At 63.0% G+C, this 15,627-nt stretch carries 15 protein-coding genes; 11 read left to right on the forward strand and 4 right to left on the reverse strand.

Annotation, left to right across the window (positions count from 1 at the left end):
• Positions 1-39 precede the first annotated feature (39 nt).
• Complete coding sequence (locus PRJ_RS27095) at positions 40-807, reverse strand: gamma-glutamyl-gamma-aminobutyrate hydrolase family protein (RefSeq protein WP_012054103.1); 768 nt, start codon at positions 805-807, stop codon at positions 40-42.
• A gap of 4 nt (positions 808-811) precedes the next feature.
• Complete coding sequence (locus tag PRJ_RS27100; RefSeq protein WP_104962821.1) at positions 812-2,194, reverse strand: glutamine synthetase family protein; 1,383 nt, start codon at positions 2,192-2,194, stop codon at positions 812-814.
• A gap of 205 nt (positions 2,195-2,399) precedes the next feature.
• On the opposite strand from PRJ_RS27100, the gene PRJ_RS27105 reads away from it, so the two are divergent.
• The 5 genes from PRJ_RS27105 (at position 2,400) to PRJ_RS27125 (ending at position 7,136) form a co-directional block, all read left to right on the forward strand.
• The gene (locus tag PRJ_RS27105; protein ID WP_003253385.1) at positions 2,400-3,272 is read left to right on the forward strand and encodes a LysR family transcriptional regulator; all 873 of its coding nucleotides are present in this window, start codon (positions 2,400-2,402) and stop codon (positions 3,270-3,272) included.
• A 240-nt stretch (positions 3,273-3,512) separates the two neighbouring features.
• Positions 3,513-3,776: a DNA-directed RNA polymerase subunit omega gene (gene rpoZ / locus PRJ_RS27110; protein WP_003253383.1), complete on the forward strand. Its 264-nt coding sequence runs from the start codon at positions 3,513-3,515 to the stop codon at positions 3,774-3,776.
• 59 nt (positions 3,777-3,835) lie between these two features.
• Complete coding sequence (gene spoT, locus PRJ_RS27115) at positions 3,836-5,944, forward strand: bifunctional GTP diphosphokinase/guanosine-3',5'-bis pyrophosphate 3'-pyrophosphohydrolase (RefSeq protein WP_010955800.1); 2,109 nt, start codon at positions 3,836-3,838, stop codon at positions 5,942-5,944.
• A gap of 23 nt (positions 5,945-5,967) precedes the next feature.
• Positions 5,968-6,348 carry a RidA family protein gene (locus PRJ_RS27120; protein ID WP_009684531.1) on the forward strand — a complete coding sequence of 127 codons (381 nt, stop codon included), beginning with the start codon at positions 5,968-5,970 and terminating at the stop codon, positions 6,346-6,348.
• A gap of 56 nt (positions 6,349-6,404) precedes the next feature.
• Positions 6,405-7,136 (forward strand): lipoprotein, encoded by a 732-nt coding sequence (locus tag PRJ_RS27125; protein WP_010955801.1) that lies wholly within the window; start codon positions 6,405-6,407, stop codon positions 7,134-7,136.
• Between the two features lie 169 nt (positions 7,137-7,305).
• Here the strand turns inward: PRJ_RS27125 and PRJ_RS27130 are convergent, their stop codons facing one another.
• Positions 7,306-8,163 carry an SDR family oxidoreductase gene (locus tag PRJ_RS27130; RefSeq protein WP_104962822.1) on the reverse strand — a complete coding sequence of 286 codons (858 nt, stop codon included), beginning with the start codon at positions 8,161-8,163 and terminating at the stop codon, positions 7,306-7,308.
• Positions 8,164-8,353: 190 nt separating this feature from the next.
• Between PRJ_RS27130 and exbB the strand changes: the two genes are divergently transcribed.
• The 6 genes from exbB (at position 8,354) to PRJ_RS27160 (ending at position 15,061) form a co-directional block, all read left to right on the forward strand.
• A complete protein-coding gene (gene exbB, locus PRJ_RS27135) occupies positions 8,354-9,316 on the forward strand; it encodes a tonB-system energizer ExbB (RefSeq protein ID WP_104962823.1) in 963 nt (320 codons plus the stop codon).
• 3 nt (positions 9,317-9,319) lie between these two features.
• A complete protein-coding gene (gene exbD, locus PRJ_RS27140; RefSeq protein WP_003253367.1) occupies positions 9,320-9,748 on the forward strand; it encodes a TonB system transport protein ExbD in 429 nt (142 codons plus the stop codon).
• Positions 9,745-10,476, forward strand: a complete 732-nt coding sequence (locus PRJ_RS27145; RefSeq protein WP_010955804.1) for an energy transducer TonB — start codon at positions 9,745-9,747, stop codon at positions 10,474-10,476. Before exbD ends, PRJ_RS27145 begins: the two co-directional genes overlap by 4 nt.
• 94 nt (positions 10,477-10,570) lie before the next feature.
• On the forward strand, positions 10,571-11,497 hold the full coding sequence (locus PRJ_RS27150; RefSeq protein ID WP_003253362.1) for a hydrogen peroxide-inducible genes activator: 927 nt from the start codon (positions 10,571-10,573) through the stop codon (positions 11,495-11,497).
• 3 nt (positions 11,498-11,500) lie between these two features.
• Positions 11,501-13,579 (forward strand): ATP-dependent DNA helicase RecG, encoded by a 2,079-nt coding sequence (gene recG / locus PRJ_RS27155; RefSeq protein ID WP_064493087.1) that lies wholly within the window; start codon positions 11,501-11,503, stop codon positions 13,577-13,579.
• 78 nt (positions 13,580-13,657) lie between these two features.
• Positions 13,658-15,061 (forward strand): aminoacyl-tRNA deacylase and HDOD domain-containing protein, encoded by a 1,404-nt coding sequence (locus PRJ_RS27160; protein ID WP_010955806.1) that lies wholly within the window; start codon positions 13,658-13,660, stop codon positions 15,059-15,061.
• A 174-nt stretch (positions 15,062-15,235) separates the two neighbouring features.
• Here the strand turns inward: PRJ_RS27160 and PRJ_RS27170 are convergent, their stop codons facing one another.
• Positions 15,236-15,610 carry an SCP2 sterol-binding domain-containing protein gene (locus PRJ_RS27170; RefSeq protein WP_010955807.1) on the reverse strand — a complete coding sequence of 125 codons (375 nt, stop codon included), beginning with the start codon at positions 15,608-15,610 and terminating at the stop codon, positions 15,236-15,238.
• Between the last annotated feature and the right edge of the window lie 17 nt (positions 15,611-15,627).

A 15,627-nucleotide genomic window follows, 5' to 3' on the forward strand; every position in this document is an offset into this window, starting at 1 on the left:
CGGGGACGAGTCATCCGAGACCTTCGGCTGACGTCAGAATCATTCCTGCCGTGAGCCCTCCCGTGCTGCGTAGGCATTGCAGGCCTCGCGAAACGCCTGAAACAGACGCAGCGAGACCGGGTTTTCGTTGAAGCGCCACTCCGGGTGCCACTGCACCCCAAGCACAAAGCCCGGCGCCGCAGGCATGGACACCGCCTCGATCAGGCCATCCGGGGCCCGTGCCTCGACGCGCAGGCCCGGGGCCAGACGGTCGATGCCCTGGCTGTGCAGCGAATTGACCTCGAACTGCGCCGCCAGGCCCAGGCGCTCGAACAACCCGCCAGGCTCGATACTGACCGAGTGGCGAGGGCTGTATTGCACCTCCAGGGGGGCATCCTCAGGTTCGCGGTGGTCAAGGTAGCCAGGCAGCTCCTGCACACGCTGGTGCAGGCTGCCGCCAAGGGCCACGTTCAGCTCCTGATAGCCTCGGCAGATGCAGAATACGGGCACACCGACGGCAATGGCTGCCTGCAGCAGCGGCAGGGTCAGGCGATCACGCGCCAGATCATGCCGGGTACCCGCCACACTGGGGGCGCCATTGTAATGATGCGGCTCGATATTTGAAGGCGAGCCGGTAAAAACAATGCCGTGCAGGCGAGCCAGCAGCGCTTGCGTGTCGCTGCCGCCATCACGGGCCGGCAAGATCAGTGGCAAGCCGGCAAAGCCGGCCGCCTCGACATACTTGTCGCCGACCGTGTGCGAGGAGTTCTTCCCTACCTGCTGACGGCAGGCGCTGACACCGATCAAAGGGACCGCATTTGCGCTCATGGGCTTACACCGTGTGCAGGTACCAGTTGTACTCGAGATCGGAAATCGACACTTCGAACTCGGCCAGTTCGCTTTCCTTGCAGGCCACGAAGATATCGATGTAGTCCGGGCTGATGTATTGGTTGAGGACTTCGCTGTCATCCAGCGCGCGCAGGGCATCGCGCAGGTTGTTCGGCAGGCTTTGCTCCAGCTGCTCGTAGGAGTTGCCTTCGATCGGCGCCTCGGGCTCGACCTTGTTGGTCAGGCCATGGTGAACGCCGGCAAGTATCGCCGCGAGCATCAGGTACGGGTTGGCATCGGCGCCGGCTACACGGTGCTCAAGGCGCACATTGTCGCTGCTGTCGGTGGGCACGCGTACGGCCACGGTGCGGTTGTCCAGGCCCCAGCTCGGCGCATTGGGCACGTAGAACTGCGCACCGAAGCGGCGGTAGGAGTTGATGTTGGGGCACAGGAAGGCCATCGACGCCGGCATGGTTTCCAGCACGCCACCAATGGCGTGGCGCAGCGTATCGCTTTGCAGCGGATCGTCACTGGCGAAGATGTTCTTGCCGGTTTTCTTGTCCAGCAATGAAATGTGTACATGCAGGCCATTGCCTGCCTGGCCCGGGTAGGGCTTGGCCATGAAGGTGGTGTCCATTTCATGGTCGTAGGCGATGTTCTTGATCAGGCGCTTGAGCAGGATCGCGTAATCGCAGGCCTTCAGCGGATCCGCCACGTGGTGCAAGTTGACCTCGAACTGCGCCGGGGCGCTTTCCTTGACGATGGCGTCGGCGGGCAGGCCCTGTTCCTTGGCAGCTTCGAGCATGTCCTGCAAGCAGTCAGCGTACTCGTCGAGGTCGTCGATCAGGTACACCTGGGTCGACTGCGGGCGCTTGCCGGAGATCGGCGAGCGCGGCGGCTGCGGGCGGCCGTTGAGGTTGTCCTGGTCGATCAGGTAGAACTCCAGTTCGAACGCGGCGCAAATATCCAGGCCCAGGTCGTCGAACTTGCTCACCACCTGGCGCAGCACTTCACGCGGGTCGGCGAAGAACGGCTGGCCATCCAGCTCGTGCATGGTCATCAGCAGCTGGGCGGTGGGGCGCTTTTGCCACGGCTCGTCCGACAGCGTGCCGGGGATCGGGAAACAGATGCGGTCGGCGTCGCCGATGTCCAGGCCAAGGCCGGTGCTTTCGACAGTGGAACCGTTGATATCAAGGGCGAACAGCGATGCGGGCAGGTTGATGCCCTTCTCGTACACCTTGTGCAGGCTGGCCCGCTCGATGCGCTTGCCACGTACCACGCCATTCATGTCGGAGATCAGCAGGTCTACGTACTGCGTGTCCGGATGGGCCTGGAGGAAGTCATTCATCTCGCTGGAAGAACTGGCGCACGGGGTTACCGACGTCATGGTGTACATCCTTTGATGTGCTGCGGCGATGTGGGGATACGGCTGGCGCCTCACGGGCGACGATGGTTGCAGCTGTTGTTGTTTTCACTTTCCCATCGTGGGGACTGGTTACCCGACCGGGCGCATTGATTCCGGGGGGCCGTTTCACTATAAAATGGCCCAGACGCAACAGACATTGGCAATTTGGCAAGCAGAGCGTGCATCAATGCAATATCAGATAACCCACGCAGACCTCTCTCTGGTCCTGGCACTGGAACGTGGCCGCTCGCTGGCCAAAGCCGCCGAACTGCTCAAAGTCGACGTTTCGACCGTGTTCCGCTCGATCCGCCGATTGGAGTCGGCGCTGGGCACCGCCTTGTTCGTCAAGAGCCGAAAGGGCTATCTGCCGACTGACACCGCCCAGGCCTTGGCCGAGCAGGCCGAACGTGCCGAGCAGGCGCTGGAAGCGGCGCGCATTGCCATGACCAGTGGCGAGCAAGTGGTCAGCGGCACGGTGCGCCTGACCTGCACGGAGGCGGTGATGCACAGCCTGCTGCTGCCCGCACTGGCCGAGTTCATGTCCAACTACCCGGCCTTGTCGCTAGAGATGGGCACCTCCAACACCTTCGCCAACCTCAGCCGGCGCGACGCCGACATCGCCCTGCGCCTGACCAATACACCACCGGAGCACCTGGTGGGCCGCAACCTGGGATCGACCTCCTATGTGGTCTGCGGCCAGCCACAGTGGCGCGAGCGCCTGAGCGAGTCCCCCGCCAGCGTGCCGTGGATCGCACCAGACGACTCGATGCAGGACCACCCTACGGTGGTCTGGCGCAACCAGCAACACCCGGGCCTGAGCCCGCGCTACCAGTGCAGCAGCATGTCGACCATCGCCCAGTTGGTAATGGCCGGCCTGGGCGTGGCAGCACTGCCGGACTACATGGTGCATGCGCTGCCCGGGGTGGATGCACTCAGCGGCCCCCTGCCCGGCTGCGACACTCAGCTGTGGTTGCTGACCCGGCCGGATTGCCGGGCGTTGCGCTCGGTGCAGACCTTGTTCGAAGAGCTGACCCCGCGGTTGCGTGACGCGATGCTCTGAGGTTATCGTCAGGCTCATGCACTGAGGGTGTCTGTTCCGGCCCTTTCGCGGGTAAACCCGCCGCTACAAGCTACGCGGCCCCTGTAGGAGCGGGTTCACCCGCGAAGAAGGCAGCGCAGGGTTTGCAGCTACCGCCCGGCAAAACAGCGCTTCCCTATTGGCTGGTGAATTTTTATACTATCGAGTCCGCCTGCCCATTAATGGGCTGCACGCCCACCGCAATTGCTACTGAGGAAGACCATGGCCCGCGTAACTGTTGAAGACTGCCTGGAACACGTGGATAACCGCTTTGAGCTGGTCATGCTCTCGACCAAGCGCGCTCGCCAGCTGGCGACCGGCGGCAAAGAGCCACGCGTTGCGTGGGAAAACGACAAGCCAACCGTTGTTGCCCTGCGTGAAATTGCCGAAGGCATCGTCACCAACGAGTTCATCGCCGCTGAAGAGATCGTCACCGAGGATCCGGTGTTCGCCGCGTTCGAGGACGAGAACAACGAGGCTGTCTGATTGATGCCAGGTCGACGTCGTACGGCGCAAGGCCCTCTTCCTCGGCAGGAGGTGAACCCATGCCGGGTATAGAAGCCTTGGCCGAACGGCTTTCGACCTATCTTGGCCCCGAACAGGTCAACCTGGTCCGGCGCGCCTATTTCTACGCCGAACAGGCCCACGATGGGCAACGCCGCCGCAGCGGCGAGCCCTACGTGACCCACCCGCTGGCCGTAGCCAGCATCCTCGCCGACATGCACATGGACCATCAAAGCCTGATGGCGGCCATGCTGCACGATGTGATCGAAGACACCGGCATCGCCAAGGAAGCCCTCAGCCAGCAGTTTGGCGAGACCGTGGCCGAACTGGTCGATGGGGTCAGCAAGCTGACCCAGATGAATTTCGAGACCAAGGCCGAGGCGCAGGCGGAAAACTTCCAGAAGATGGCCATGGCCATGGCCCGCGATATCCGCGTGATCCTGGTCAAGCTGGCCGACCGCCTGCACAACATGCGCACCCTGGAAGTGCTGTCTGGCGAAAAACGCCGGCGCATCGCCAAGGAAACCCTCGAGATCTACGCCCCCATCGCCAACCGCCTGGGGATGCACACCGTGCGCGTAGAGTTCGAAGACCTTGGCTTCAAGGCCATGCACCCGATGCGCTCGTCGCTGATTCACCGTGCAGTGAAGAGCGCACGCGGCAACCGCAAAGAGATCGTCGCCAAGATCGAACACTCGCTGGCCAACTGCCTGGCCGCCGACGGCATCGAGGGCGAGGTCAGCGGTCGACAGAAACACCTCTATGGCATCTACAAGAAGATGCGCGGCAAGCGCCGTGCCTTCAACGAGATCATGGACGTGTATGCCTTCCGCATCATCGTCGACAAGGTTGACACCTGTTACCGCGTGCTCGGCGCCGTACACAACCTGTACAAGCCGCTGCCCGGACGCTTCAAGGATTACATCGCGATCCCCAAGGCCAACGGCTACCAGTCGTTGCACACCACCCTGTTCGGCATGCACGGCGTGCCCATCGAAATCCAGATCCGCACCCGCGAAATGGAAGAGATGGCCAACAACGGCATCGCCGCGCACTGGCTGTACAAATCAAACGACGACGAGCAGCCCAAGGGCAGCCACGCGCGCGCCCGCCAGTGGGTCAAGGGTATCCTTGAACTGCAGCAACGTGCCGGCAACTCCCTGGAATTCATCGAGAGCGTGAAGATCGACCTGTTCCCGGACGAGGTCTACGTGTTCACGCCCAAAGGCCGGATCATGGAGTTGCCCAAAGGCTCCACGGCCGTCGACTTCGCCTACGCGGTGCACACCGACGTCGGCAACAGTTGCATCGCGTGCCGCATCAACCGCCGCCTGGCGCCGCTGTCCGAACCGCTACAAAGCGGCTCGACAGTGGAAATCGTCAGTGCCCCGGGCGCTCGGCCAAACCCGGCCTGGCTCAACTTTGTGGTCTCGGGCAAGGCACGCACGAATATCCGCCACGCGCTCAAGCAACAGCGCCGCTCGGAGTCCATCAGCCTGGGCGAGCGCCTGCTGAACAAGGTACTCACTGGCTTCGACAGCAGCCTGGAGAAAATCCCCCAGGAACGCATCCAGTCTATTCTCGCCGAGTACCGCCTGGAGCTGATAGAAGACCTGCTCGAAGACATCGGCCTGGGCAACCGCATGGCCTACGTGGTCGCGCGCCGCCTGCTGTCGGCCGAAGGCGAACAGCTGCCGGCGCCAGAAGGCCCACTGGCGATCCGCGGCACCGAAGGCCTGGTGCTCAGCTACGCCAAGTGCTGCACACCGATCCCGGGCGACCCGATTGTCGGCCACCTGTCGGCCGGCAAGGGCATGGTCGTGCACCTGGAGAACTGCCGCAACATCAGTGAAATCCGCCACAACCCCGAAAAGTGCGTGCAACTCTCCTGGGCCAAGGACATCACTGGCGAGTTCAATGTCGAACTGCGTGTCGAACTGGAACACCAGCGCGGGCTGATCGCCCTGCTGGCCAGCAGCGTCAACGCCGCCGACGGCAACATTGAGAAGATCAGCATGGACGAACGCGACGGCCGTATCAGCGTGGTCCAACTGGTGGTCAGCGTGCACGACCGCGTGCACCTGGCGCGTGTGATCAAGAAGCTGCGTACCCTGACCGGTGTGGTCCGCATCACCCGCATGCGTACGTAGTCCGCCAACCGCAAGGAGTCATCATGAGCAAAACCGTCATCAACAGCGACAAGGCCCCTGCCGCCATCGGCACCTACTCGCAGGCGATCAAGGCCGGCAACACCGTGTACATGTCGGGCCAGATCCCTCTGGACCCGAAGACCATGGAGCTGGTCGAAGGCTTCGAAGCCCAGACCGTGCAGGTGTTCGAGAACCTCAAGGCCGTGGCTGAAGCTGCTGGCGGTTCGTTCAAGGACATCGTGAAACTGAACATCTTCCTCACCGACCTGAGCCACTTCGCCAAGGTAAACGAGGTGATGGGCCGCTACTTCGAACAGCCCTACCCGGCCCGCGCCGCCATCGGCGTTGCCGCACTGCCGAAAGGCGCCCAGGTCGAAATGGACGCCATCCTGGTCATCGAATGATGCCCTGGTGACGGGCCCTGCCCGTCACCCTCCTTCCTCTGCAAGGTTACCCCGTCATGCGTCAAGCACTGCCCTTCGCGCTGGCAGCCCTGCTACTGGGCGGCTGCACCAGCCACAAACCCGAAGATTTCAACGGCATCTGGATCAACCAGGAAGCCATCACTGCGGCGGTCAAAGCCGGCAGCCTGCGCCAGGCGCTGAATGAGCACGGCCCAGTGTTCGAGTGGAAGCTCGACGTGGCCAATCAGCAAGCTAGCTATAGCAATGGTTTCGAGGCCGCCGACGGCCAGCTGAGCGCCAATGAAAAGCAATGGCAGGCCCGTTTCCAAGGCGGCCAGACCGAGCAGCTTTCGCTCGATGGCGACGAGCTGCTGGCCGTCGACCAAAACGGCACCAAGCAAACCTTCGTGCGCGCCAAGGCACAGGCTGCAGCCAATGCACCACTGGGCAGCAGCTTCGAGAAAGCGCTTTACCAAGCCTACCTGGGTGGTAACTGGAAGATCGTCGAAGGCCAAGGCAAGGGTGCCAGCGTGCGCTTCAGCGACACCGGCAACGTCACCGGCCTACCGGGGCCGGACCGCTTCGCCCTGTGCCTGGCGGGTGATTGCGCGACCATGGGTGGCAACAATGACAGCCTGTGGCTGGAGCGCAACCAGCGTGGTGCACCGTTCATCATCAAGCGCGATGGTGACAAGCTGGAGATTTTCCAGGCAGTGAACCGTGCACAGCCGGATGAAATGCCAGAGCTGGCAGCGGGCAAGCGTCAGTGGACGCTGGAGCGCAGCTGAGATGATGCGCGGTCCCTGTAGGATCGGGTTTACCCGCGAAGAAGACACCGCGGTGGATGGCACGGGCTTCGCCCGTGTTCGCGGGCAAGCCCGCTCCCACAGGGATCGCGCCAGCTTTTAGAAATTGAGCAAGACCGTTGCTCCCACAAGGAATCGCGCCAGTTGCCAGCTAGGCTTTTCCTGCCAGGATCGCGGCGTAGCCTTCCTTGTAGCTCGGATACTCAGGCGCCCAGCCCAGCGCCCTCGCCCGGGCATTGCTGCAGCGCTTGCTGCCAGTACGCCGCACCCGCTGCTCATCGGACCATTCGGTAACCCCCATGTACGCCCGTAGCCAGGCCACCACATCGGCCAGCGGCGCCGGGTCGTCATCGACGCCAATGTAGCAGTCGTCCAGAGCCTTGCCATCAGCATCGGCCTGCAGCAGAAACGCCAGCAGGCTGGCGGCATCTTCGGCATGAATGCGGTTGCCATACAGCGGCGGCTCCTCGGCAACGCGGTAACCCTGACGCACCTGGCTCAGCAACCACTCGCGCCCTGGGCCATAGATACCGGTCAGGCGGACCACGCTCGCCGGGATGCCGCTGGCCAGTGCCAACCGTTCAGCCTCCAGCATCACACGCCCGGAATAGCCCTCAGGCTCGGTGGCAGCGCCCTCCTCTATCCACTCGCCGCCTTTCTGCGCATACACACTGCTGCTTGAGATGAACAGCAGGCGACGCGGGCGCTGGCCACGCTCGGCCAACCAGGCCAACACATGGCGCAAACCATCGACATAGGCTGCCTGGTAACCCGCCTCATCGTGCTGGCTGGCTGCCACGCAGTACACCAGGTAGTCCAGCGCGCCCTGTGGCCAGGCCTGCGGTATCAACGGTTCGGCCAAGTCTGCGGCAACCGGCTGAACCCCAGCGGGCAGCTGACCAACAGAACGGCGCAGGCCGCTCACCTGCCAGCCTTTAGTCAACATCTGCCTGGCCAGACGCCCACCCACATCACCACAACCCACCACCATCACGGAAAGGTCTGACATCTCTAAACTCCCTAGACCAATTGATCAGCCTGGCCACGCTACACGATGGGCGGCTAGACCATAGGCGAAAAAAGCTACAATATTACTTTTGTTAACAAGAATTACTTGCAATAATGGCCGCCAAATTGTTCTCGGCCTACATCGAGGCCTTGGAGAACGCTCACTTTTTTCTTCATCAGGTCCGGCCAGCATGACACGTACTCAACCTTCCGCTTCGCCAACCCCGTCGCGCGCCTGGCGCGCCATCGCCGCGCTGACACTCAGCCTGGTGCTGGCCCCGGTGGCCATGGCCGATGAGCCAACCACCAACGCCGCCACACCTGCGGCTGCTACTGCCCCGGCCGCACCTGCTGCTGCCCCGGCGGATGCACCGGCGCCTGATGCCAATGCCAGCAACCCAGCCGCAGCAGACCCAAGCGTTCAAGCCCTGGTCGAAGATACCTCGCTGGGCATGGCCCATGACCTGTCCCCATGGGGCATGTACAAGAACGCCGACATCGTGGTGAAGATCGTCATGATCGGCCTGGCCATCGCCTCCATCATCACCTGGACCATCTGGATTGCCAAAGGCTTCGAGCTGATGGGCGCCAAGCGTCGCCTGCGTGGTGAAATCGCCCAGCTGAAGAAGTCCACCACTCTGAAAGAAGCCAGCGAGGTCACCAACAAGGAAGGCACCCTGGCCCACACCCTGGTCCACGACGCCCTCGAAGAGATGCGTCTTTCGGCTAACGCTCGCGAAAAAGAAGGCATCAAGGAGCGCGTCAGCTTCCGTCTGGAGCGCCTGGTGCATGCCAGCGGCCGCACCATGAGCAGCGGCACCGGCGTCCTCGCAACCATCGGCTCCACCGCGCCGTTCGTCGGCCTGTTCGGTACCGTATGGGGCATCATGAACAGCTTCATCGGCATCGCCAAGACCCAGACCACCAACCTGGCCGTCGTTGCCCCAGGTATCGCCGAAGCGCTGCTGGCCACTGCTCTGGGCCTGGTCGCGGCAATCCCGGCCGTGGTCATCTACAACGTCTTCGCCCGCTCCATTGCCGGTTACAAGGCGCAGGTGTCCGATGCCTCCGCCCAGGTACTGCTGCTGGTCAGCCGTGATCTGGACCACCAGGGTAGCGAGCGCGCCGCCCCGCACATGGTGAAAGTGGGGTAAGCCATGGGCCTGCATCTCAACGAAGGTGGCGACGACCTCGCCGAAAACCACGAAATCAACGTTACGCCGTTCATCGACGTGATGCTGGTGCTGCTGATCATCTTCATGGTCGCCGCCCCCTTGGCTACGGTCGACATCAAGGTCGACCTGCCGGCCTCAACCGCCAAACCGGCGCCAAGGCCGGAGAAACCGGTGTTCGTCAGCGTCAAGGCCGACCAGAAGCTGTATGTCGGCGACGATCAGGTTGCTGCACCCGACCAGCTTGGCCCGATGCTCGACGCCAAGACCAAGGGTGACAAGGAAACCACCATCTTCTTCCAGGCTGACAAAGGCGTGGATTACGGCGACCTGATGGAAGTGATGAACAACATGCGCGCGGCCGGCTACCTGAAAGTCGGTCTGGTAGGTCTCGAGACGGCAGCCAAGAAATGATGAAAACGCGCTCTAACATGGCGCGCTACGGTGGCAGCCTGGCGATCGTGCTGGGTGTGCACGTGGTCGCCGTGCTGCTGACGCTCAACTGGTCGGTGCCACAGGCCATCGAGCTGCCCCCGGCAGCGATGATGGTCGAACTGGCACCGTTGCCGGAGCCTGCGCCACCACCACCCCCAAAGGCAGCTCCGCAGCCACCGGCCCCGGTCGAGGAACCACCGTTGCCGAAGCTGGCAGAAGCGCCCAAGCCCAAGATCGCCATCCCCAAGCCGCCCAAGCCGAAGGCCAAGCCCCAGCCGCCCAAGCCCGAGAAAAAGCCTGAGCCGCCGAAGGAAGCACCGCCCACCGAGCAAACGGTGGATGCACCGCCCAGCAACTCGCCACCGCAGAAGTCCGCGGCACCGGCACCGAGCATTGCGTCCAACAGCAACGCCTTGCCAACCTGGCAGAGCGACCTGCTGCGCCACCTTGCCAAGTACAAGCGTTATCCGGAAGACGCGCGCCGTCGCGGCCTGCAAGGCATGAACCGCCTGCGCTTCGTGGTCGACGCCGAAGGCAAGGTCGTGTCGTACTCCATGGCCGGTGGCTCAGGCAGTGCCGCACTGGACCGGGCGACCCTGGAAATGATCCGTCGGGCCGGCACGGTACCCAAGCCGCCACCCGAGTTGCTGAACAATGGCACGATTGAAGTCGTGGCACCGTTCGTCTACTCACTGGACCGCCGCTAAGACTTTTGCTTCTGTCACAATTCGGCAAGTCTGATAACGTGCGTCTATCGATTGCAGCCGCTATGCTGGGCCCGCAACTTCATGGACGCACGTTATGACCCTTACAGAATTACGCTACATCGTCACACTCGCCCAGGAACAGCACTTCGGCCATGCCGCCGAGCGCTGTCACGTGAGCCAACCCACCCTGTCGGTCGGTGTGAAGAAGCTCGAGGACGAGCTTGGCGTTCTGATCTTCGAGCGCAGCAAAAGCGCAGTACGCCTGACCCCGGTCGGCGAAAACATCGTCGCCCAAGCGCAGAAGGTACTGGAGCAGGCCCAGGGCATTCGCGAGCTGGCCCAGGCCGGCAAGAATCAGCTGACCGCTCCGCTCAAGGTCGGCGCCATCTACACCGTCGGCCCCTACCTGTTCCCGCACCTGATCCCGCAGCTGCACCGCGTGGCGCCGCAAATGCCGCTGTACATCGAAGAAAACTTCACCCACGTACTGCGTGAAAAGCTGCGCAACGGCGAACTGGACGCGGTGATCATCGCCCTGCCGTTCAACGAAGCCGACGTGCTGACGCTACCGCTATACGACGAACCGTTCTGCGCCCTGATGCCTGCCGACCACCCATGGACGGCGAAAAAGACCATCGACACCGCCATGCTCAATGACAAGAGCCTGTTGCTGCTTGGTGAGGGCCACTGCTTCCGTGACCAGGTACTGGAAGCCTGCCCTACCCTGAACAAGGGGGGTGAAGGCTCAAGGCACACCACGGTCGAGTCCAGCTCGCTGGAAACCATCCGTCACATGGTGGCTTCCGGCCTTGGCGTATCGATCCTGCCGCTGTCGGCAGTGCACAGCCATCACTATGCCCCCGGCGTCATCGAAGTGCGCCCGCTGACGGCACCGGCACCGTTCCGCACGGTAGCCATCGCCTGGCGCGCCAGCTTCCCGCGGCCAAAGGCCATCGAGATCCTCGCCGATTCGATCCGCCTGTGCTCGGTCGCCAAAAACCCTGCGGAACAACCGGCCTGAGTCATGAGTGAGCTGTCGAAGGTCCCGGTCACAGTACTGAAAGGTGTGGGCGAGGCGATGGCGGAGAAACTCGCCAAGGTCGGCCTGGAAAACCTGCAGGACGTGTTGTTCCACCTGCCCCTGCGCTACCAGGACCGCACGCGCGTGGTGCCAATCGGCCAGCTGCGTCCCGGCCAGGATGCGGTTATCGAGGGTGTGGTCAGTGGTGCCGATGTGACCATGGGCAAGCGCCGCAGCCTGGTGGTGCGCCTGGGCGACGGCAGCGGTGTGCTGACATTGCGCTTCTACCACTTCAGCAACGCGCAGAAAGAGGGCCTGAAGCGGGGCACCCACCTGCGCTGCTACGGAGAAGCCCGCCCCGGCGCTTCGGGCCTGGAAATCTACCACCCGGAGTACCGTGCGCTGAACGGCAACGAGCCACCACCACCGGTGGAGCAGACCCTGACGCCAATTTACCCGTCCACCGAAGGCCTTACCCAGCAACGCCTGCGCCTGTTGTGCCAGCAGAGCCTTGCGCTGCTTGGCCCGCGTAGCCTGCCCGACTGGCTGCCTGATGAACTTGCCCGGGACTACCAGCTGGCCCCCCTGGACGAAGCCATCCGCTACCTGCACAACCCGCCGGCCGACGCCGACCTCGAAGAGCTTGCCGAAGGCCAGCACTGGGCCCAGCATCGCCTGGCTTTCGAAGAATTGCTGACCCATCAGCTGTCGCAGCAACGCCTGCGCGAAAGCCTGCGCAGCCTGCGTGCGCCGGTACTGCCCAGGGCCACGCGCCTGCAGGCGCAATACCTGGCTAACCTGGGCTTCCAGCCGACCGGCGCGCAGCAGCGGGTAGCCAACGAAATTGCCTACGACCTTAGCCAGCACGAACCGATGATGCGTCTGGTGCAGGGCGACGTGGGTGCCGGCAAGACCGTGGTCGCTGCACTGGCGGCGTTGCAGGCGCTGGAGGCGGGCTACCAGGTGGCATTGATGGCACCCACCGAGATCCTCGCCGAGCAGCACTACATTACCTTCAAGCGCTGGCTGGAACCGCTGGGCATCGAAGTCGCCTGGCTAGCCGGAAAACTCAAGGGCAAGGCCCGGGCCGCCTCCCTGGAGCAGATCGCCAACGGCGCACCCATGGTGGTCGGCACCCACGCACTGTTCCAGGAAGAGGTAAGGTTCAAGCACTTGGCCCTTGCGATCATCGACGAACAGCACAGGTTCGGCGTACAGCAACGCCTGGCCCTGCGCAAGAAGGGCGTGGCCGGCGAGCTTTGCCCGCACCAACTGATCATGACCGCCACGCCTATTCCGCGCACCCTGGCCATGAGCGCCTACGCCGACCTGGACACCTCGGTGCTCGACGAATTGCCGCCAGGGCGTACGCCGGTGAACACCGTGCTGGTGGCCGACAGCCGCCGCTTCGAAGTGGTCGAGCGGGTACGCGCCGCCTGCGCCGAGGGGCGCCAGGCTTATTGGGTATGCACGCTGATCGAAGAGTCCGAAGAACTCACCTGCCAGGCCGCCGAAAGCACCTATGAGGAGCTTGGCAGTGCGCTGGGTGAACTGAAGGTGGGGTTGATCCATGGGCGCATGAAACCGGCAGAAAAAGCCGAGATCATGGCCGAGTTCAAGGCTGGCAACCTGCAGCTTCTGGTCGCCACCACGGTCATCGAGGTGGGCGTGGACGTGCCCAACGCCAGCCTGATGATCATCGAGAACCCCGAGCGCCTGGGCCTTGCGCAGTTGCACCAGCTGCGTGGCAGGGTTGGCCGGGGCAGCGCCGTGAGCCATTGCGTGCTGCTGTACCACCCGCCGCTGTCGCAGATCGGCCGCGAGCGCTTGGGGATCATGCGAGAGACCAACGACGGCTTCATCATCGCCGAAAAAGACCTTGAACTGCGTGGCCCGGGCGAGATGCTCGGCACCCGCCAGACCGGTCTACTGCAGTTCAAGGTCGCCGACCTGATGCGCGACGCTGACCTGCTGCCGGCCGTGCGCGACGCGGCCCAGGCTCTGGTATCACGCTGGCCGGAACACGTCAGCCCGCTGCTGGACCGCTGGCTGCGCCACGGCCAACAATATGGCCAAGTGTGACGCTAGTCCCAGAATGGATCCAGATTTGCTCGCAGGCTGGTTATACTTCGCGTTTAAAAGATACAGTGGATACGGACCATGACTGAAGTTGCCCTGGACACCGCAACCCCACACGCCCCCTCCGTCATCAGGCTGCTGCTCGACAAACTCGGCGTGCCCTACCGCCAGGTGGTCGAACACTCGCACCTGCCTGCGGCTTCGCGGGTGCAGGCTGTCCTTCTCGACGACGAGGTCGGCGCCCTCATGGTGCTGTTCCCGCAGAGCCACCTGCTGGACCTCAACCGGCTGGCCGAGCTGACCGGGCGCAAGCTGACCGCCGTGTCGGTGCCGCGCCTGAAGCAGATGCTCGACAAGCACCACCTCAAGGCCCTGCCGGGCATCCCGGCGCTGACCAGCTCGCCATGTCAGTACGAAAAGAGCCTGCTCGACGCTGAAACTGTCTTTATCCAGTCAGGCGAAGCCGGCCTGTTGCTGGAAATCGAACGCGCACACTTCAAGCGCATGCTGGCCAAGGCCAGCGCCAGCAGCTTCGGCCAGCAAGTCGAAGCGATCAGCCCCAATCTCGACCGCCCCGATGACGACACCCGGGAAATCACCGATGCGGTCCAGGCCTTCACTGCCCGGCGCATTCAGAAACGCCTGGAAGAAACCATCGAAATTCCACCGCTCGCCGACACGGCGCAGAAGATCATCAAGCTGCGGGTAGATCCCAACGCCAGCATCGACGACATCACCGGCGTGGTCGAAACCGACCCGGCGCTGGCGGCACAGGTGGTGAGTTGGGCTGCATCGCCCTACTATGGTTCGCCGGGCAAGATCCGCTCGGTGGAAGACGCCATCGTGCGTGTGCTGGGTTTCGACCTGGTGATCAACCTGGCCCTGGGCCTGGCGCTGGGCAAGACCTTGAGCCTACCCAAAGACCAACCGCAGCAGGCCACGCCCTACTGGCAACAATCGATCTACACCGCCGCGATCATCGAAGGCCTGACCCGCGCCATGCCTCGTGCAGAACGCCCCGAGGCCGGGCTGACCTACCTGGCCGGGCTACTGCACAACTTCGGCTACCTGCTGCTGGCGCACGTGTTCCCGCCGCACTTCTCGCTGATTTGCCGCCACCTTGAGGTCAACCCGCATTTGAACCACACCTATGTGGAGCAACACTTGCTGGGCATCAGCCGCGAACAGATCGGTGCCTGGCTGATGAAGCTGTGGGACATGCCAGAAGAGCTGTCGACTGCCTTGCGCTTTCAGCACGATCCGGCCTACGACGGCGAATATTTCGCGTTCCCCAACTTGGTGTGCCTGGCCACCCGCCTGCTGCGCTCGCGAGGTATAGGCTCAGGGCCGCAGGAAGAGATACCTGACGAACTGCTGGAACGCCTGAGCATTACCCGGGACAAGGCCGAGGATGTGGTGAACAAGGTGCTCGAAGCAGAGAACCTGTTGCGTGAGCTGGCTTCGCAGTTCCATGCACCGCATTAAGCATTAACACATAGCCTGCGGGAGCAACTGTCTTGCTCAATTTCTAACAGCTGGCGCGATCCCTGTGGGAGCGGGCTTGCCCGCGAACACCGGAAGCCGGTGCCATGCACCGCGTCGCTTGTTTCGCGGGCACGCCCGCTCCCACAGGTAAAGCATCGGCATCCCCGTTGGGTTTCAGCCTTTCTTCTTCGGTTTCAGGTATTTCATCAACCCCTGGAACCACATCACCAGCGCCGGGTTGCCCTTGATCTGGATGTGCTTGTCCTGAATCCCCTGCATGAACGCCAGCTGCTTGTTACCCGCCTGCATGGTGGCGAAGCCATAGGCGGCGTCCTTGAAGGCAATGGCGAATGCCGGCTGTGGGTGCGCGCCGCCCTTGCTGCTGATGCGTTCGTTGTTGACGATGAAGTGCCGGGCGACCTTGCCGTCCAGGGTCTGCATCTGGAACACCAGGTCCTTGCCCTTGAGCTGCTGCTGGAATGCGGGGTTATTACGACTGGCCCTGGCCATCAACAGCCCCATGGCCCAGAGAAGAAAGCGGAACTTCATCAACGCGCCTCGAATGA

The organism is Pseudomonas sp. XWY-1 (genome assembly GCF_002953115.1).
Taxonomy (GTDB): Bacteria; Pseudomonadota; Gammaproteobacteria; order Pseudomonadales; family Pseudomonadaceae; genus Aquipseudomonas; species Aquipseudomonas alloputida.